Below are 19,320 nucleotides of genomic sequence, written 5' to 3'. Positions count from 1 at the left end.
TCCCACAGCTATCGACCTCGAGACGCCATGGTCAATGATTATTTCGCTCGGCTGATGGAGGCCGAGGGCCTGATCGCCAGCCTCGACCCTCCCTCAACACACGTCAACTCGGCGAAACTTGAGCGTCACCTCAGCTGCTGCGACGCAATGGTCGTCGTCCTGACCGAACGCGAAACCGGCACATCACCACACATCATGTACGAGATTTCCCTCGGAATTCGGAGCGGGAAGCCGCTCCTGGTATTCGTGGAAGACACACTTCCGCGAAAGACGCTTCCGCCAGGCATCCTCCAGTGCCGATTCTCACTCCGCTCCTATCCGCGGAATGTCCGCGAGCATCGGCAAGCCCTTACAATGCTTCGAGCGTACATAGGGGAGCCCACACCTCGCCACCTCAGCCCGCTAAGCCCGAGAACGTGCCTCTTGCTTGGATCTTCCGTATTAGCACCTGAGCTAAGTGATACGTTGCAGGATTTCATCGAGCGTAACCGACGTTACGCGGTCCTCCCCTCTCGGAGACTGCTTACCGGCATCGACGAACATCCAACCGGATACAGCGCACTCCGCGAGGTCAGCCTGGCCATTGCGTTCACAGGTGCGGCCTCGGACCGACGCGAAGACGTCCTACTAGGAGAACTTCGAGGCACGAACATCCCCTTAATCCAGGTGACGGCCGAACCTCTATCTGCAGCCTCAGCCAGAGTGCCTGTCGAGTACCAGCCCAGGGTTATGGACCCTGATCTGGGGGCACCAGCGCTGATCGAACTGGTTGCGAATGAACTGGAGATATTCGAGGAAGACTTCCTTGAGTTGTCAGATGGCTCCAGCGCTGATCGTTATACACAATTTCTCATCGAGCTCGGTGGCCGAGGCCGATACGGCGCCCTGACAAGAGAACGAGGAGTGGAGGTCATTATGGGTGACCGGTACCACGTACAAGGACAGCCCGGAGCAGTTGGACCGAACAGTCACGTACACGACGTCACATTCGTGCAACTCTGGAATCAACAAGGAGATAAGCTCGATCTACCAAGCCTCGCCGAAGAACTTGCCCAACTACGTGTCACACTCCGCGAACAAGCGACAACACCGGAAGATGATCAGGTCGTAGCGGACATCGGTCAGGCTGAACTCGCAGCACGGCAGGGCGACGGGGCAGGCGCCTTCCGGCACCTTAAGGCCGCCGGTAAATGGGCGCTCGATACCGCGACTGCCATAGGTGCTGCCGTCGCTGCCGAAGCTGTGAAGGTCGCGATGGGAAACTGAGATCCGCTCACTGCACAGCCGTCCACGCCCAGCCACGAGTACCTACGATCGACGGTCAAGCAACGTGAGGTATGCCAGCTGGGGGCCGTCCGAACGCGGACGGCCTGCAGCCGCGAAGTAGGGACACCACGTCACGAGGGCTCGCGCCTGACCCCTGATCAAGTTCTTACTCCCACCATGCCTACGGCTGGCGATGGACGCGTTGCCGACGGAAGCCGGGTGGCAGGTTGCGGCGCACGGTTCGCTCTGTCCGACCAACACGGCGTGCGATCTCGTCGTACCCCAACTGAGGGTCGAGGTTGAGCCAGTAGGCAACGGCAGCGGCTGTAGCGCCCGGGACCGCAGCCAACCTTGCATGATTGCGTGGCCCCGAGTCCCTAGCGGCATCGTCGACGTTGCTCTCGTCGGCGTACGGCAGGCCGGAACCGGCTGCGGTCGAACCATCCAGACCAGCCTCCGCCCGCGTCGATACTGCTGCCCGTGAATCTTTGCTGGCGTGCCCGGCGCCTGAAGTCGGAGGCGTTCGGACCTCGTAGGCATCGCCGTTAGCGTCCACCTCCGTCAAGGATTCGGCACCCCGTGTCTCATCTGGCGTGCGCGACGACCCGACAGACAGACCGCCCGGTAGCTCGTCGCGGGCTGGGGGCGTCTGCCGACCAGCAGTGGTTCGCCTGGGCTGTGGGCGCTTTCGGTCGCGGCGTTCCTGCTCGCGTCGCTCGGCTCTGCAGGCGATGCGGGCTGGGGTGAGATCGGCGGCGATGAGGGTGGTGAGGCCGTCGTAGTCGGCGATGTCGGCCAGGCGGGCGGCGATCTCGTCGAGGTTGTAGACGTGGACTGCGATCGCGGCCGTGGCCGGGTCGACCGCCGACCTGATCTTGCGGTGGAGGACTTTGGCGACCGCGGCGTCGCGCCGTGCGAGACGTAATTCTTCCCGCGCGGCATGGAGGGATCCGTAGAGGCCGAGCCGCGGGTCTGCCTTGGCCATGTTGCGGGCCCGGTGGGTGATGAGGGGGTGGCGTAGCCAGTGGCCGAGGAGTTCGTACGCCGGTGTGGTGGCGGGTATTGCGCCGGTGGCGCGGAGGCGGTCTCGTCGTCCGTTCTCGACGTGCATCAGCCAGACGAGGTAGCCCAGGGCGGACATGCCGGCGAAGAAGCCGCCGAGGAGGTGGTTGTCGTGGGCCAGCCAGTTGAAGGCGACGGCGCTGGCGGCGATGGCGGCCGACAGGATGCGGGAGGCGATCGCTCGTTCGCCGAGGCGGCGGCGTACGTCGGCGTTGGTCATCACGACGATGCCGCCGAGTTCCAGGGCACCGACGGCGGGGATCGCGATGAGTGGGTGGATGTCGAGTTTCTGTGTCGCGGCGGTGACCTGTCCGGCGAGGGCGACGAGGAGCACGACGACGTAGAAGAGCGTGCGCATCTTCGCGGCGCGGTGGACGGCCTGGTTCAGCTGCATGTCGGTCTGCTCGCCGACGGGCTGATTGGGTCGGGTCGGGCTGTGTTCGGCGGGGAAACGGCTGGGCGAGGCTGCGGGGTGCCAGGTGGTTCCGTTGGAGCGGCCCGTGGCCGCGGGTGTGGCGGTCATGAGGGGCCCTTGTCATCGCCGTTGGCGGGTTGGCTGCGCTGCGGCTGGTTGAGCAGGGTTCGGGCGAGGGCGGTGGTGTCGTCGCTGACCGTGGTGTCGATGTCGTGGAGGGCGCGGGTCAGTTGGCGGTGCAAATCCCGGACGGCGGTGGGGTTGCCGAGTGCCGCGTGGGCGCGCATGGCCGCCTGGTGAAGGGCTTCGGTGTGCGGGTGGTGGCCGATGGCGGTGGTGAGCACGGCGAGCGCTTCGCCGGGTTGGTCGTGCAGGGCGTCGGCCAGGGCGAGGGCGGCGTCGACGGCTTGGCGTTGCACGGCTTCTCGGTACGGTTCGATCCATTCGTAGTCTTTGCCGTCGGCGAGTGGGCCTTGGTAGGTGGCCACGGCGCGGCGGAGTGCGGCGATGCGGGCGGTGGGAGTGGTGGCGCGGTTGGCCTCGTCGAGGGCGTCGCTCATGCGCCACAGGTCCACGTCGAGGGTGTCGCGGTGCAGGATGTAGCGACGGCCGGGGTGGGTCAGGTAGGTGGCGGGGCCGCCGGTGCTGGCGAGGACGCGGCGCAGGTTGTAGACGTAGGTGTGCAGCCGGTGTGGTGCTTTGCTGGTCGCGGCGTCGGGTAGCAGGTCTTCCAGGATCGTTTCCTGGCTGGCGACACCCGCGCGGGCGGCGAGGTAGGTGAGCAGTTCCAGGGCTTTGCCGCGCAGCGGCAGTGTGGTGGCCATGTCAACGATGCGGGCATCGCCGAGGACCTGGACCTGAACCCGCCCGGTGGCAATGGCGTCGTCGTCTTGAGCGGCATTGGCATCGTCGGCTTCGGCCTGGTCGTGGGTAATTGGTGGTTGGGTCGCTTCTGGTGGTGCGGCCGGTTCGTCCGCGGTGGGAGCTGGTCGAGGATGTGGTTCGGCGGGCCCGGGCTGCAGGTCGCCCGCGTCGTGGGGTGTGCCGTCGCGGTTGTCGGTGACTTCCGGGCCGGGTGGGATGTCGACGGTTGGGGGTGCGTCGTCCGCTGGTGGCGGCGGGGTCTGACCGGTGTGGGACTCGGCGAGGACCCTCAGCAGGTCGGTGGCGTCGGTCGGGTCGATGACGGTGAGGCGTCCGACGTCGGCGGGGTGGTGGCCGTGCCGGTGGGCGGTGCCGTCGGCGGGGCTGGTGGATCCGTCGCGGGCGACGACGACGGTGTCGCCGTCGGGCCAGGCGCCGAGCAGGACGCCGTGGATGTCGAGTCGCTGTCCCTGGGTGAGCAGCGCGGCGATACGGGCGCGCTCATACGCGGCGGTGGCATCGGCGATGAGCACCATCGGTGCCACGGGTTCGGTCTGCGGGTTCAGCTCGTGGAGGCCGGCGGTGGTGTCGACTTCGGCGTCGAAGCACAACCGGGTGCGGAGCAGGGTCTGCTCTTCGAGCAGCGTCAGGGCGTCGGTGAGCCCGTCGGTGACGGTCAGCCGCGGTGTGTCCGGCAGGCCGACGGCCTCGGTGGTGCCCCACAGGGCGGTGAGGGTGCTGGAGGGGATGACGACCTGGCCGCCGCGCCCGTGGGCGTCGTCTACCCCGCCTGTGGCGAGGGCTGATACCAGGAAGCCTCGGGCTGCGGCGTGGGCGCCGGGACCGGTCAGTCCGAGCCCGGCGGGTGGCCACACCTCGATCATCGGACCATCGAGCGCCGGCGTGAGCGGCCGCCCATCACGTGTCGGCGCACCGCCGGGTTCGTCGTCGGCTGCGGGGGCGGTGGTTGCGTCCGGGCCGGCGGCGAGGTCGTCGTGTGGGGTGCCGGACGCTGATAGGCGCAGGCTGCGGCGGATCCGGGTGACCAGTTTCGGCATCGGGGCGAGGCTCGGGTCGTTGAGGCGCAGCTGCGGCGTGGGTGATTGGGGGGTGTAGCGGCGACGGCGGTGTGCCCAGACGAGGGCGACGGCCGCGAGGATCGCGGTGACGAGGCCGAGGTCGAGCCAGCTCCCGCCGCCGAGGGAGATGCCCGGCGGTTCCGGCCGCGGGGTGGGACGCTGCTGTTTGTCGCTGCTGTCGAGGCTGGTCGTCGAGGTGGTGGGTGTCGGTGAGGGTTCCGTCGGTGCGGCGGATTCGGTGGCCGGTGCGGCAGGTTCCACCACGCCGTCGTCATCGTCCTGCGGCCCGGGCGGAGCCGGTTCGGCCGTCGGCGACTCGGACGGGAGCGCGCTGGGCGACGGCTGGGCGGGGGCCGGTTGTTCGGGCTCTGCCGGACTGGGGTCGGTCGGCGGTGGGGTGAGGGATGGTGTGCTAACCGGTGGGGTGGCGTCGTCGGGCAGTGTCAGCAGCCAGCCGGGGTAGATCAGGTCCGGGTTGGTGAGCGTGCCGCCGACGTCGGGGTAATGAGTGCCCCGGTTAAGGGCGAAGATCTCGGGCCACCGGTCGGGATCACCAAGCCACTGTGCGGCGATGTCCGACAGCGTGTCGCCGCGTTCCACCCGGCAGGTAGCGGGCTGTTCGGACGAGACGCTGGTGGTGTGTGCCGCCGGCCGGTGTCCCTGCTCCGGCCGCCCGGTGTCAGTGCCAGCCCGAAGACGTTGATCCGCAGAGTCGTGTACCGCCTCATCGAGCACGCTGGGGGCGGCGGCTCGGCCCATCTCGATAGTGCTGGACGGTTGGTGCGGGCCAAGCACCGGCCGGGCTGTGTCGTCGCCGTGAGGTAGCGCGGGGAACGCGTCGGCTGTGGAGCCGGTGTGCGCGGCGGCGGGTAGGGCGGACGAGGTCACGGCGGTGGCGCCCAGCACCGCCGCCGCGAGACCCTGCAACGGCCCGGGTAGGCGCAGCGCGAGCCGCCACCGCATCCGTGCCCGCAGCTGCCGGTCCAAGCCGTGGGCCACGCTGGTGGCGAGCAGTGTCCATAGCAGCCACGCGCAGGTCTGCAGCAGCGTGGTGACGAAGCCGGTAGTGAGCGGCTGCTGCAGCCATGCCCTCATCTGCTCCGGCGCCGGTGTGATCGGGCGCAGCCAGCCGGCCCGGTAGGCCAGGACGAGTGGTGCTGCCGCGAGGACGACCGCGACCACGGTGGCGATCGAGACCGGTGGTTTCGCCATGCCCTTCCTCCGTCCCCAGATTCATGTCAATCGGCTGGTGTGGTGTCACCGACCGTAGGAGCAGGCAGGGTCGTCGATGCCACTTCTACGGCTTACAGCACCTCACAGCACCTAACACGACCTCACAGTGCGCCGCGAGGCGCTGTTGTTCGAGTGGAGGTGAAACACCACCACCGTCTATCTGTCGCAGCAGGTGGGCGTAGCTGAGGGCAGCCTGATCCGGGTGGTGCCGGGGAGGGTGGAAGCGGCCCTGACAAAGCCGGGATGCGTCAGTACTGCCAGATGGCGTGGGTCCGGCAAGCGAGACGGAGAGGAGTACGCGAGGAACCGGCGTTAATAAGCCCCTCAATGTGTAACCGGCTCGAACCTGGTGGATATGGGCCGGGTGCGGTGCTTTCCCGATGTGTTGTGAGGCAGCGGGGATCTCCCGAGCGGCGTGATGGTTCGGGAGGCCACGGGGAAGGTCTGCGGCGTACCTGTGGCGATGCCGCAGGGGCATAGTCGGGCTCCTACTTCGACGAACGAACAGCAGTGAACGCGGGAACCACCTGGTCACGGTTCCCGGGTCGGCCGGCGGCCAGCCGGTCGGGTCGGGATAGGCGCACCGACCGCTGAACGGGCCGGGTGGGGCGGAGCCGTCGTAGTACTCCGGGCCGGAGAGAGTCCGGCACATGGGGAAGGACGGCAGCGGATTCGAGAAGGGATGGATGCTGTAATGCCGGAAGACGCGACGCCGAACGGCGACGCTCCGCCGGTGCGGCCGTTGGGTCCGCATGGGCGGGTATCGGAGATGCAGGCCAAGCTTCATCGTTGGGCGGCGGCCGAGCCTGGCCGCCGGTTTGATGACCTGTTCAACCTCGTGCACCACCCGGCGACGCTGTTGTTGGCGTTTGATCGGGTGGCGGGCAATCTGGGAGCGCGTACCGCTGGCGTGGACGGCCTGACGGTCGCCGACGTGGAGCAGTACATCGGCGTCCCCGGGTTTCTGGACGACCTACGTGCCCAGGTGAAGGCGGGCACGTTCCGGCCGCTGCCGGTACGGGAACGAAGGATCCCGAAGCCGGGCGGGTCGGGTAAGGTCCGCAAGCTCGGTATTCCGACTGTCGCGGACCGGGTCGTTCAGGCGGCGTTGAAGCTGGTGCTGGAACCGATATTCGAGGCCGACTTCGCGCCGGTCTCGTACGGGTTCCGGCCCAAGCGGCGGGCCCAGGACGCGATCGCTGAGATCCACCAGTACGGGAGCAAAGGCTACCGGTGGGTGCTGGACGCGGACATCGAAGCGTGTTTCGACTCGATCGACCACGTGGTGCTGATGGACCGCATCCGGCACAGGATCAAGGACAAGCGGGTTCTGGCGCTGGTCAAGGCGTTCCTGAAGGCCGGAGTTCTGACCGAACTCGGCGAGCGGGAAGCCACGCACTCCGGCACGCCGCAGGGTGGCATCCTGTCCCCGCTGTTGGCCAACATCGCGCTGTCGGCGCTCGATGAGCACCTGATGGCACCGTGGAAGCCAGGCGGGCCGATGTCCACCGGCACACGCCGGCACTACCGGCGCGGCAAGGGGTTGCCGACGTGGCGGCTGGTCCGCTACGCCGACGACTTCGTGGTCCTCGTGCACGGCACCGAGGACCACGTCCACGCGCTGCGCGAGGACGTCGCGAGCATGCTGGCACCACTCGGACTGCGGCTGTCCGCAGCCAAAACCCAGGTGGTGCACATGAGCGACGGGTTCGACTTCCTGGGGTTCCACATCCAGTGGCGCCGCAAGCGAGGCACGAACAAGTGGTACGTGTACACCTTCATCGCCAAACGACCGATCCGGTCGCTGAAGACGAAGATCCGTGCACTCACCCGCAGGACATCACAGCAGGACCTCGGATACGTGCTGACCAGGATCAACCAGGTCACGCACGGCTGGGCCAACTACTTCCGCCATGCCGTGGCGAAGCACACCTTCAACATGCTGGACACGTTCACGTTCTGGCGCGTGGTCAGCATGATAACCACACGGCGCAGGTGGAGGTGGAAGGAGTTCCGCCGCCGCCACATCACCCCAGAGGGGCACTGGCAGCAGCCGACCGCCAGCGGGATCGAACTCCAGCGGATAGCCGCGATCCACGTGACGCGCTACCGCTACCGAGGAACCAAGATCCCCAACCCGTGGACCGCAACCATCAACACCTAACGACAGAACCCGTGGAGAGCCCGTTGCGTGGAGACACGCACGGCGGGTTCGGCGAGCGGCCTGGAGAAACGGGCCAGCGGCAACGCTGGAACCGCGCTCCAGGCCGACTCAACACCCCAGGTCAGACAGCTACACAGCAGGACGGCGGCACCGATCAGCCGGCAGGCGTATCGGGCTCGACGACGCAGAGAATGGTGTCGGTGTACAGATCCGAGTGCAGAGGTAGGTACGGCTGCAAGTGCAACCCCGGCGCCGAGTTCGATATGCGTTCGGCGAGTCGCTGCCTGCTCTGGTCACGGTCCAAGTCGGTGACGTTGCGTTACGGGATGTTGCTGACTCGTCCGTCCTCTCGGCGTGCGGATCTAGCCGAGTTGAGTGCGCCCTGAACGCGCGGCGCAGACAGTTCCGGAAATTGCAACGACACGGTGAAATGCAACGCAGTTGAAGATGACAGCTATAGTCAGGCAATGAATTTGACTTTGGTGACCGTGCTCTCCACCGCATCTGCCGTCGGTGCAGCAGTGGCCACAGAGTTGGCAACAGGCATGATCAGCGACTACGCCAAAAAGGTGGCGCGGACACTCACGCGAGGGCGGGGCGTAAATTTCGATGTCCGATTGGACGGGCTATTCCCCTTAGGCATGTGGAGTCCGGCCCGCCAGCTGGAACCACATCGCCTAATAACCGAGCATGTCAGCAAGAGTGGGCGCCCGGGGCAGGAATGGATCGACTCCACAAAGCTCGCCAACCAAGTCGATATCGCAAAGCGGATGGTGTCTGGCAACACTGTTTACCTGACCGGCTTTAAAATCGATCATCGGGAGTCTGAGGGAACCCAATACTGCCGAATCACCTTAGCTCCGAGCGAATACCCGGAAGTCCTTGCGATCGAGCGCCTTAGGGCCGAAGATCCCGACTCTTTCACGGGCGCCGACAGTGCGATCGAGCAAAACGTTCGGCGCTACCTGGAACGCCCTGTTCCCAGCTCGCTTGCGGCAAATATAGTTCTAGTTTCCCAAGACGGAGGCAGGCTACTATGCGTCGAACGATCTGCCGCAACGGACAGTGCTGTCGGCTGGTGGACGGTCGGTGTATTCGAGACGATGAAGCAGCCAGATTTTTCCCGTCCAGGATTCCCTGAGGACCTGTACGGATTGATTATGCGTGGCCTGAATGAGGAGCTGGGGCTAACCCCGGATTGTTACGGGAGAATTTTTATCACGTGGCTTGGAATATTGCAGTCCATCCTCCGGGGGCATGTAGTCGCGGTGGTGCGTATTCAAGTAGACGATGACGCGTTTCTCGAGAGAACTCGAATAGCGCATTCCGGCTACGAGCACGCCGCAATATCATGGGTTCCTTTCAAGCGGAAAACAGTCGAATCCTTTATCAATGCACCTCGGCGGACTCATGACCATCACGTGGGATCGACGGTCGACGTCGGCGGCAGGACTTGGATCGAACAATCACGACTAGCGGTTCTCGAAGCATGGCGGTTTCGCTCGGTGATCTGATGTACGACACTTTGAGATCTGGAAGCTAAACGGCATCGAGTGCGCCGTGCGCCCCGTGGTCCGCGAACCGCAACCCAACCCTGCCCGCGCCAACGGGCATTTCCTCGCCGCTGCGTCATCGCAGGCAGGGAGCACAACGGTGTCGCCACGTCCGGCCAACAGGTGGGTGAGCCGGTCCGCGACCGCGATCGGGCCGGAAAGGATCCGGAGTTGGGGAAATGGATCCAGCTTCAACCTCCGCCAGGACTTGGGTCCAACAGTGCGGCTCACTGCTTTGCCGCGAATCGCTCGCGACGCAGCCGTCGCGTGGAAAGAAGAACAAGCTGAGCCGATCTAGGACGAACCGGAGTAGCCCCTGTTCGTCTCGATGCGCTACGTGTGCGCCCGAGAAATGTTTTCTGGACGACCTCGGTTCAAAGGCGCCGAGTGTCCTCGCTCCTAATCTACGAAGAACGTCGGCATGGACTCCTCAATCTTCGCGGTGAATTCGTCAATGACGGCGGTGGGCCAGCCGAAGTAGGACGTCGTGTAGTTGAGGGCGTTGTAGAACGTTGCGAGAGCTGCCGTCGCCGCTTTCTCAGCGAAACCCAGGTCGACACGAAGGTAGGCCACCTGGTGACCTGTGACCGGGTCGTCAGCCCATTCGCGTCTTTGCCGGGCAGGGTAGAGGGTCGGGTGAGTCATGTTGGAAAGAAGGCCGTAAACGCCGGTCCCGGCGCGGCTGTCGATCGTCCCGCCGTGGCTCTGGGTCAGTTCGTACATCCAGCTAACGGCAGCTTCCAAGTTGGGAAGGGCCTGTCCGTTCAGGGTCCGTTTCCCCAGGTCCTCCCTGGTAGTGCCGGGAAAGCGCGCGATAATCTCATCCTTCAGGGCCGTGTAGTGCTGGACAGCCAGCAGGTAACTCGGCTGCGTCTTGGCTCGCATCCGACCGGCGTTCTTCTTCGCTTCCTCCGCGCTAACGAGCTCTTCGAGGTAGGCGCGCGCAAGCCTGTTCTCGGACGGCTCGTCAGGCTCTTTGCCGAGCACCCACACAGCGTGTGCACAGTTCTCAATGGTTGAACGGATGAGCGCTGGCGTGGGGAAGATGACCTCGCAGCTTGCATAAAGGCTCGCGAGTCCGCCGAGGTGGCCGCTAGCCGTAAGCAGGTAGGTCTGGACGACCTCAGCGATCAGCCGATGCCCGGTCTCTCCTCGCGGCTTGGCGACCGCGGGGTCAGGCGAGGGAAGTTCCGCCGCGGCGTGTGCGGCGGGGGAGCCTTGAGCCGGCGTCCAATGAAAGCGGTCGGCCGTCTCGAAGAAGGCATCACGGGAGGCGACGAACAGGTCAGCGATTTCGACCAGTCTGCTGACGACGTCATCGGGAGAGTGTTGCCAGAATGCCATATCGACATGATAAGGGAGCGGTGGAGTTGCCGGTTCGCCGATGTTCCTGGATGCGTGGAGAGGAACGGACGGTGGCCACGACTTTCGGCACGCCCCACTTCAAGACCAGCGGGCCTCCCCATTTGCCGCATCCGTGCCCGGTGGGTGTGAGCTGACCGTCGTACCGAGTTACGCCGCGTGGTCGCGGCACCTGCCTCAGTAGTTGCTCGGGTCGGCCCGCTTTCAGGGTTGAGCCGACTCTCTACCGTGAGAAGCGTGTTCGATGACTTCGGCAACGTCGGCGACGGTGTTGGTGGGTTCGCGACCGCAGTGCTTGCGGTATTCGCTTTCATGGGCGGCAAGTCCGCGCTCAGTGACTGGCGGGATCGTCAGCAGGCCGAAAAGCGGCGAGCCGATGAGCAGGCCCTTCAGATTCGTCTAGACCGGGAGCGCCATCACTACGGGTGGAAGAAGGGGATGCACGCGGTGTACGGGGTGTCCAATGTGACCGATCCCGAGGAAGTGGCTCGGGCGGTTGAGGAGTTGACCAACGGCGGACCGTCCGAGTACGCCCTCATCCGAGTCGAACAATCCGTCAACCGGGCCAACAGCCTACGTCAGTGGATCGACAATGATGGGCATCTCGCATATCCGCCGACAGACGCCGAGTACGAGGTGCTCGCGGCCACACGTCTAGCGACCCGGGATGAGTCTGCAGTGGGTGATGCTCCAACATGATCAGCCGCACGCTCATGGCCGCATCCGGTACGAGCGCGACTAACTCGGAAGTAGACCTACTTCCTCCCGATTAGGGCCGCTTCGCGCCGCGGAGCGACAAGGACTAACCCCGGCAGTGACGGGGTGTAGTCGGAGAATGGGTCCGCCGTTGTGGCACGGAGGTTTGCTCGACAACGCTTCGTTCGGCTCTTCCTAGACGTGGATCTTCGTATGCTCTGGCATACCTGCCTGTAAACCCGGTCCTGTACAGCGACAAATGAGGGCGGTCAGGTGGCGGGGTCGGGCACGCTGGCGGCGTCCAGGGCGCTGTCGAGGCCGGCGGTGGCGAGGCGACGGGTGTACCGGTCGGACAGTTCGGCGACCGCCGCGTGCTCGCCCAGGGCGGTGAGGACGGCAATGGCATGTTGGTGCAGGGTGGCGTTGTACGGGTCGACGCGGATCCCGCCCTGGAGCCAGGCCAGTGCCCGTCTCGGGTCGGGTTCGGTGGCGGCCAGGGCCGCGTAGGCGTCGAGGACTCGGCGGCGGGCGGTCTCGCGGTGCGGGTCCAGCCACGGCCAGGCGTATCCGGTGGCGAGGTCGCCAGTGTAGGCGTTCACGACCGCCTGCCAGGCGGCACCGTGATCGGTGAGGGTGGACGCGGCGTGCGCGACAGCGCGACGCAGGCGCCACAGGTCCACGTCGACCTGGTCCGGGTTGAGGCGGTAGCGGTCGCCGGTGCGGTCGATGATCGTGTGTCCGGTGGTCGTGCGCAGCAGGGTCCGTAGGTCGCTGAGGGTGGTGTAGAGGCGTGCGGTGAGCCGGTGCGCGGGCAGTCCCGGCCACAACGCTTCGGCCAACTGCTGGCTGTCGACCCCGCCGGCATGCACGGCCAGATAGACGACGGCGTGCAGGGCTGCGCTGCGCCGCACGGGCAGGGGTGCGCCGTCGAAAATCAGGACCGGTTCGCCGAGCACCCGAATCCACAGTCGCGGCCCTGGGTCTACGGGGGCGGGTTGCGGGCCGCTCTGACGCGGTATTCGTGGCTGCGTCGGGGTGCTGTGGTGTGCGGGGTGGGCGTGCCCGGTGACGGTGAGCAGGTCGGTGGTGGCGAGCGGATCCAGCACGCACACCCGCGGCCCGACCGCCGGGCCGTCGCCGGCATCAGTGGTGGAGTGGCCGTCGGCATCGACGTGCCAGACCGGTGCGTGCGGCCAGGACGCGACCACGACCACGGTCACAGGGCCGGCGGTGAGGATGTCCGCAAGGCGGCCGCTCGGTGGGGCGGCGAGCATCAGCACCGACCGCGGCCGCCCGCCCCCGCCTTCGCCGGTTGGGATGGGCGCGGTTGCTGCCAGTGTTGCGGCGTGGTCGGCGTCGTCGGCGATCCGCAGTCCTGGCCCGGGTCGTAGCCGCGGGGCCGCCGGACCGAGCAGGGCGGCCACCGCGTCGCGGGTGATCACCACCTCCGGTGCGGTGTGGTCCCGTAGGCGAGCGAGAAGGACGGTCACCAGCAGACCGCGAGCGGCGGCTGGGGCACCCGGGCCGAGGATGCTCGCTCCCGCGGGCGGAAACCCTTCCGGCAGGATCCCGACCGCTGCGGCCGCGGTCGGGGCGGGCTTGTCGTGGGTGGCGATCGCGGACTGGACCGCGGTCACGGTGGCCGGTAGCGGTGCCAACTCGCCGACGTCCGGGCCGTTCTGGTCGGGACGTGCGGGGCGGTAGGCGCGGCGGCGGCGCAGCCACATCAGGCTCGCTGCGGCACCGACCTGCTCGGCGACCTGCGAGGGCAGCCAGCCGCCGGGAACACTGACACCGTCGGCGGCATTTGGTTGCTCAGCGCCGTCGGAGGGGTGGGTCTCGAGGGTGCCGACCGTCGTACCCGCATGCTCGTCCACGGTGCTCAGGGCGGTGGGGGTGGTGATGGTGAGGGCGGCGGCGCTGGCGATGCCGGTGGCGGTGGCCTGCCAGGGGGTGGGTAGCGGTAGGTGGCGTAGCCATCGCACGCTGGCCCACAGGCGGGTGGCGGTGGTGGCGGTCACGAGGTAGGCGATGAAGGCCCACAGCAGCCAGGCCGCCACGACCAGCATCAGGGTCAGGTTCTGTTCGGTCAGTGGGTCGCGGACCCACTGCCACAGGGCGACCCGTGGTGTGTCGGTCGTCGGCCAGCCCACCAGCCGCACGAGCAGGGTCGGCGGGCCGGCCAGCAGGACGGTGGTCAGCAGCATTGCCGCGACCCGCTGCGGCCACCGCATCACCCACCCCCTGCCGTCGGTTGGTGCGTCACGGGTGTGGCGGGCCGGGTAGGGGAAGACTGCGGCGGGATTGGGTGGGGGCGGTGTAGAGGATGCGGGTCCACAGACGGCCCAGCCACCACACGGTGGCGGCGACGATGTAGAGACCGGCGACGGTGCCGGTGTTGTACCGGCCGACCAGGGTGGCGGTGAGGATCGCGAACGGGACCCCCATCACCAGCCGCAACCACCACCCGGACACCAACGCTGTGATCACCCCGACCCCGATCAGCAACCCACCCACCCGTTGCGCGACACCGAGCCACACCTCCATGCCGGGTGCATAGGTCGCGGGCAGCGACCACTGGACCAGCATCATCCCCACCGTCGCCGTCACCACCGACGTCACGGGGAAGGCGAGGAAGTCCGACCAGCCGCCCTTTGGGGTGCGCCACTGGCGGAACGCGATCAGCGCCAGCACCATCGCGACCACCAGCATCGGCACCACCGGCACCATGGTCCAGCGCAGGAACGCCCCCAACTCGGTGCCGATGTACTGGGAACCCACCACCGCATACATGCCGACCACGGCGACACCGAGCCAGGCGGAGGTGAGGATGCCGGTGGCGACCTGCGCCCCCGCCGACAACGGCACCCCACTGTCGGTGCGGGCGGCCAACGTGGAACCCAGCACGGTGCCGGCGGCCAGGCAGGCGATCACGGCGAACACCGACGCCATCGCCACCTCACCCCAGTTCATGAATGCCCACTCCCGCATGAGCCCGGAATGCCACGTCGGAGTGAACAGCGCGTGTGACACCAACGCCAGCGACGCGAACCCCGGCACCCCGATCGCCACGGCCCGCCACACCGACGGCACCGGCTCCGCCACCACCGCCGCCTGCCCGGTGTCGAGGCCGCCGGCGTCGACCGCGCCGCGGGCCGCCGCCACCAGCGGATCCGGCACCAGCGTCGGCCGTAACCCGGTCTCCGCGGCCAGGACGTCGGCGACCAGCGGCATCTGCGCGGTACCCCCGACGCACCACAGGGCGGCGATCGTGGCGGGGTCGACCTCGGCGGCGTCGACCGCGTTACGCACCAGGCCCGCCGCCCGGACCAAGGCCGGGCGGGCGGCCTGTTCCACCATCAGATGGTTGAGCACCACCGCCGGCCCTGAGGGCACCGGCACGGCCACCGCCGCATGCCCCACCAGGGCGTGTTTCGCCGTGCGCAGGCTCGCCGTCAACGCCCACCCATCCGCCGCCGGCACCCCGCCGTCGGGGAGCACGGTGGCGGTCAACGCGGCGTCGATGGCGTCACCACCAGCGTCGGGGTCCGCGAGGGTAGACAGGACCTCGAACCCAGCCGGGCCCCGCCGCAGCACACTCACCTCCACGCCGGCGCCCAGGTCACACACCACGACCACCGAACCCACCGGCAGCTGCACACCCGAGGCGAGGGCATCCGAGGCCACCGCCACCGGCGCCTCCACCAGGCGCGGCTGCGCCAAGCCGGCTCGGTGGGCGGCCTGTCGCAGCCACGTCCGCCGCCGCGGCCCCCATCCCGCCGGCACCACCAACCGCACATCCTCCACCGGCCCACCAGCCATCCGGTGGGCTTCGTCGACGACGCGCCGCAGGGTCGCCGCCACCAAATCGGCGGGCGCGACCTGCACGTCGGCCACGCTCACTTGCTCGTCGACGGAAAGCCGGGGACGGGGTATGAACCGCTGCGGATCAGCGGTGGCCGCCTGCCACGCCCGCTGCCCCGTCACCACCGACCCATCACCAGCCACCAGCACCGCGCTGGGCAACGCCGGTTCGCCGTCGAACAGCAGCGGTGACCACGACCCGTCCGGCCAGGCCAGGACCGCGGTCGTCGTGGCGCTTCCACAATCGATCGCCAGCCGCGCCTGCCCCGCTCGCATACCCGACAGTCAAACATGAGGATCATATTCACGTCACGCCTCAACTACAGCGAGCAGCGAAGCGGGGAGAAGCCCGGAAGAAGGTTGGTGGGGCGCTCGAATGGAGGCGATGAACCCTGACATCGATACTGGTGACCCGACACCCGGAAGTCCTTCCCACCGTCGCCGGTTGCCTTGCCGTTACCCTCGGTGGGTTGGGTTCATAGACTGGCAGGCATTCAACGGCGCTGGTCGTGATGTCGGAGGTCGTGGTGCCTCGTCGAAGCCAAGGGTGGGTGCGGGCCGGGCGCGTGGCGTTCGGGGTGATCGTTGCTGGGCTGGTGGTGTACCTGGTGGCGGTGGGCCTGGATAGGGCGGACAAGGTGGCCAGTGCTATCGGTGCGGTGGTGGCGGTAGTCGCATTGGCCGCGCCATACCTGCTGCCTAAGCATGGTTCAAAGGATGGGTCGAGAGTGGAGCCGGACCGGATAGAGGACACGGGCGCGGCCTGCGCTACCGGTGGCGGGCAGGCGAACACGGGAGCCGACATGGTCGAGGGTGACGACCGTCCGGCGCAGGTCATTCGATCAGGGGAGGCGACTGCGGACGGTCCCGGTTCGGTGGCCAACACCGGTGTTCGGCGCCGGTCCCGGCCGTGACCTCACCGCTTGATCCGCCCGCGGCGGCCGCGGTCACCGATTCCGGTGCCGCGAGGGCCGACCGGGCTGGTGTGGCCAACACCGGCATCGTCCACGGCGATGTCCGGCCCGAGTTTCACGAGCATCGCCACTATCATCCGGTAGAGGTGAAGTGGCCGGCCCAGGTAGGGCAGCCGCCGGTGTTGGCGTCGGCGTTCCAGCTCCGCGACGGTGTGCGCGCGAGGATTCAGGAAGCACGTGATGACGGTGCTGATGTCGTGTTGACCCAGCACGATGCTTGGCCGGTCGGGGTGGGTACCCGGGTCCTCGCCGGTGAGGGTGGGGTTGGCAAATCGCAGCTGGCGGCGTGGTTCGCTCATCAGGCCCAGGTAGAGCGGACCGCGGATCTGGTGGCGTGGGTGCCCGCGGGCAGCCCTGAGCAGATCATCACCGGCTACGCGCGGGCCGCGCTGCGGGTCGGTGCCCCAGGCGCCGACGGCACGGACCAGGCTGCCGACGCCGCCGCGTTCTGCGAATGGCTGCACACCACCGACCGGACCTGGCTGATCGTCCTGGACGACATCACAGACCCGGCCCATCTGGTCGGTTGGTGGCCGCCGCACCGGCCGACCGGATGGACGCTCGCGACGACCCGACGCCGCGACGCTGCCCTGGCCACCGGCGGCCGGCAGAGTATCCACATCGGGGTGTACAGCCCGACGGAGTCTGTGGAATACCTGACCGACCGGCTCACCGAAGCCGGGTATCCCGGCCTGCTCGACTCGGGCGCGGGTGACCTGGCCGCCGCCGTCGGGCACCTGCCCCTAGCGTTGTCCCACGCTACCGCCTACATGATCGACCAGGCGGTTGGGTGCGTGGAATATCTGGCCCGATACACCGCCGCAGCGCGGGTGGCCGAGGTGATGCCCGCCGACAGCGACCCCGACGACTACGGCCGACCCGTGACGGTCACGCTCCTGCTCGCCTTGGATGCCGCCGATCGGGCCAACCCTGCCGGGTTGGCCCGGCCCGCCCTGGCGTTGGCCGCCGTACTCAACCCCGACGGTCACCCCGACGAACTGTGGAAGACCTCCGCGGTCATCGGTTACCTATCCGACCAGGCCGACCGGGTCGTCACCGCCGACCAGTCCTATATGGCTCTGCGGACGCTGCACCGCTACGGCCTGCTGACCCATGCCCCCGCTGACGGGCCCCGCGCCGTGCGGGTCCATGCTCTGACCGCCCGCGCCACCCGGGAAGCGAGCACGATCGACCCGACCGTCGTCATCCGGGCCACCGCCGACGCGCTACTGCAGCTGTGGCCGGAGCGCGACCACGCCACCACCAACCTCGTGGATGCGCTGCGTACCAACACCACCACCCTGGCCAGCATCGGCGGTGAGCTGCTGTGGCACCCGGACGGACATCCGCTGCTGTACCACGCCGGCAATAGCCTCTTGCGTTCCGGGCTGCATACCCTCGCCATCGGCTACTGGCGCCGAATGTTCGACGACGCGCTGCGAGCGCTGGGTGACCGGCACTCGTCCACAATCACCGCACACGCCAACCTCGCCGCCGCCTACTGTCAGGCGGGCCGAAGCGGAGACGCGATCACCATCCTAGAGAAGCTGGTCGACGACGCGCTGCGAGCGCTCGGTGACCAGCACCCGGGCACAATCACCGCACACGCCAACCTCGCCGCCGCCTATCGGCAGGCGCGCCGGACCGGAGACGCGATCACCATCCTAGAAAAGGTTGTCGACGACTCGGTGCGCGTGCTGGGTGACCAGCACCCGGACACAATCACCGCCCGCGCCAACCTCGCCGCCTCCCACTGGCAGTCGGGCCGGACCGGAGACGCGATCACCATCCTGAAGAAAGTGGTCAACGACCGGAAGAGGGTGCTGGGTGACCAGCACCCGTCCACAATCACCGCCCGCGCCAGCCTCGCCGCCGCCTACGCGCAGGCGGGCCGAACCGGAGAGGCGATCACCATCCTAGAGAAGGTTGTCGACGACTCGGTGCGCGTGCTGGGTGACCAGCACCCGGACACAATCACCGCCCGCGCCAACCTCGCCGTCTCCTATCGGCGGGCCGGCCGAACCGGAGAGGCGATCACCATCCTGGAGAAAGTGGTCAACGACTCGGTGCGAGTGCAGGGTGACGAGCACCCGGAAACGTCGGCAGCGGTTCGTGTTTTGAATGCGTGGCGGGCTGAGGCGTAGTCAATCTTGCGGGCGACTCCAGCGCTGCCTGCCACCAGGTTTGGTAGTCGAGTCGCCGAGCTGGCAGTACTTGCGGCTAGGCGAAACCGACTGATCCATTCCCACCAGAGCTTCCTCTGGGAACACGCCACCGTCGGCGGAACCGGACGCCGAGCCGCGCGTCGCAGGCATTGTGGCAGCTGATCAGCGGCAAGCGGGTTAATCCGGTGCAGCTGTTGGCGTCGAGCCGTATTTGTCTGTGTATCGTCGCCGGCACTCTCTCAGCCGGCACTGCCCGTGTCGAGAATTCGTGTCGAGGGTGTTCGACATCGGCGGGCAGGCGTTGAGTGGTGATGCGACGAGCGCGGCCCCGGACGGCCGATCGTCGGCATCGTCCACGAAAGGGAGGCCTACCTCATGGATCTTGCACCTCGGGCCCTTGATGATGTCCATGGCGCCGGGGCCGTGATCAGCCCAGAGGCATCTGCGCCAACCGGTGGACCGCCAGCGATCGGATCGTGCGGCCCTTGGGGCGGCAGCAGATCTGAGCGGCCGTAACCCTCGGCTATGCACCTGTCGTCCCGGTGGTGCTGGTCGGTTGGTCGTCGCTTCCCCCGATCGGCGGCCAACCGACGCCGGGCACGCACCAGCCGGGGCGAGGTTCG

At 67.4% G+C, this 19,320-nt stretch carries 10 protein-coding genes; 5 read left to right on the top strand and 5 right to left on the bottom strand.

What is annotated here, in order from left to right; translation table 11 throughout:
- Positions 1–54: 54 nt before the first annotated feature.
- Positions 55–1,266 carry a hypothetical protein gene (locus tag O3597_RS25755; protein ID WP_281602634.1) on the top strand — a complete coding sequence of 404 codons (1,212 nt, stop codon included), beginning with the start codon at positions 55–57 and terminating at the stop codon, positions 1,264–1,266.
- 181 nt (positions 1,267–1,447) lie between these two features.
- On the opposite strand, the gene O3597_RS25750 is transcribed toward O3597_RS25755, so the two are convergent.
- Entirely contained in the window at positions 1,448–2,851 is a 1,404-nt protein-coding gene (locus O3597_RS25750) for a hypothetical protein (protein ID WP_281602633.1), read from the bottom strand.
- Positions 2,848–5,898: a BTAD domain-containing putative transcriptional regulator gene (locus O3597_RS25745; protein WP_281602632.1), complete on the bottom strand. Its 3,051-nt coding sequence runs from the start codon at positions 5,896–5,898 to the stop codon at positions 2,848–2,850. Before O3597_RS25745 ends, O3597_RS25750 begins: the two co-directional genes overlap by 4 nt.
- A gap of 790 nt (positions 5,899–6,688) precedes the next feature.
- Between O3597_RS25745 and ltrA the strand changes: the two genes are divergently transcribed.
- Positions 6,689–8,083 (top strand): group II intron reverse transcriptase/maturase, encoded by a 1,395-nt coding sequence (ltrA, locus tag O3597_RS25740; protein ID WP_281602631.1) that lies wholly within the window; start codon positions 6,689–6,691, stop codon positions 8,081–8,083.
- A 467-nt stretch (positions 8,084–8,550) separates the two neighbouring features.
- Positions 8,551–9,597 (top strand): hypothetical protein, encoded by a 1,047-nt coding sequence (locus tag O3597_RS25735; protein ID WP_281602630.1) that lies wholly within the window; start codon positions 8,551–8,553, stop codon positions 9,595–9,597.
- A gap of 438 nt (positions 9,598–10,035) precedes the next feature.
- On the opposite strand, the gene O3597_RS25730 is transcribed toward O3597_RS25735, so the two are convergent.
- Positions 10,036–10,980, bottom strand: a complete 945-nt coding sequence (locus O3597_RS25730; RefSeq protein ID WP_281602629.1) for a hypothetical protein — start codon at positions 10,978–10,980, stop codon at positions 10,036–10,038.
- A gap of 255 nt (positions 10,981–11,235) precedes the next feature.
- Here O3597_RS25730 and O3597_RS25725 point away from each other — a divergent pair, with 255 nt between their 5' ends.
- On the top strand, positions 11,236–11,697 hold the full coding sequence (locus tag O3597_RS25725; RefSeq protein WP_281602628.1) for a hypothetical protein: 462 nt from the start codon (positions 11,236–11,238) through the stop codon (positions 11,695–11,697).
- Positions 11,698–11,963: 266 nt separating this feature from the next.
- Here O3597_RS25725 and O3597_RS25720 read toward each other — a convergent pair whose 3' ends face one another.
- Both O3597_RS25720 and O3597_RS25715 read right to left on the bottom strand, forming a co-directional pair.
- Positions 11,964–13,928 (bottom strand): hypothetical protein, encoded by a 1,965-nt coding sequence (locus tag O3597_RS25720; protein ID WP_281602627.1) that lies wholly within the window; start codon positions 13,926–13,928, stop codon positions 11,964–11,966.
- A gap of 28 nt (positions 13,929–13,956) precedes the next feature.
- Complete coding sequence (locus tag O3597_RS25715; RefSeq protein ID WP_281602626.1) at positions 13,957–15,834, bottom strand: Hsp70 family protein; 1,878 nt, start codon at positions 15,832–15,834, stop codon at positions 13,957–13,959.
- 634 nt (positions 15,835–16,468) lie between these two features.
- On the opposite strand from O3597_RS25715, the gene O3597_RS25710 reads away from it, so the two are divergent.
- Entirely contained in the window at positions 16,469–18,676 is a 2,208-nt protein-coding gene (locus O3597_RS25710) for a tetratricopeptide repeat protein (protein ID WP_281602625.1), read from the top strand.
- Positions 18,677–19,320 lie beyond the last annotated feature (644 nt).

The sequence above is a fragment of the Verrucosispora sp. WMMA2044 genome, from assembly GCF_027497155.1.
Classification (GTDB): Bacteria; Actinomycetota; Actinomycetes; order Mycobacteriales; family Micromonosporaceae; genus Micromonospora; species Micromonospora palythoicola.
The sequence above is the reverse complement of the archived record's forward strand: the minus strand, read 5'-3'. Positions and strand labels throughout refer to the sequence as shown.

What these genes read in the sequence shown, in the direction of transcription:
- ltrA (WP_281602631.1), top strand. Translation starts at nt 6,689, where the DNA reads ATGCAGGCCAAGCTTCATCGTTGGGCGGCGGCCGAGCCTGGCCGCCGG.
- O3597_RS25735 (WP_281602630.1), top strand. Translation starts at nt 8,551, where the DNA reads ATGAATTTGACTTTGGTGACCGTGCTCTCCACCGCATCTGCCGTCGGT.
- O3597_RS25720 (WP_281602627.1), bottom strand. Translation starts at nt 13,928, where the DNA reads ATGCGGTGGCCGCAGCGGGTCGCGGCAATGCTGCTGACCACCGTCCTG.
- O3597_RS25755 (WP_281602634.1), top strand. Translation starts at nt 55, where the DNA reads ATGGAGGCCGAGGGCCTGATCGCCAGCCTCGACCCTCCCTCAACACAC.
- O3597_RS25750 (WP_281602633.1), bottom strand. Translation starts at nt 2,851, where the DNA reads ATGACCGCCACACCCGCGGCCACGGGCCGCTCCAACGGAACCACCTGG.
- O3597_RS25730 (WP_281602629.1), bottom strand. Translation starts at nt 10,980, where the DNA reads ATGGCATTCTGGCAACACTCTCCCGATGACGTCGTCAGCAGACTGGTC.
- O3597_RS25715 (WP_281602626.1), bottom strand. Translation starts at nt 15,834, where the DNA reads ATGCGAGCGGGGCAGGCGCGGCTGGCGATCGATTGTGGAAGCGCCACG.
- O3597_RS25745 (WP_281602632.1), bottom strand. Translation starts at nt 5,898, where the DNA reads ATGGCGAAACCACCGGTCTCGATCGCCACCGTGGTCGCGGTCGTCCTC.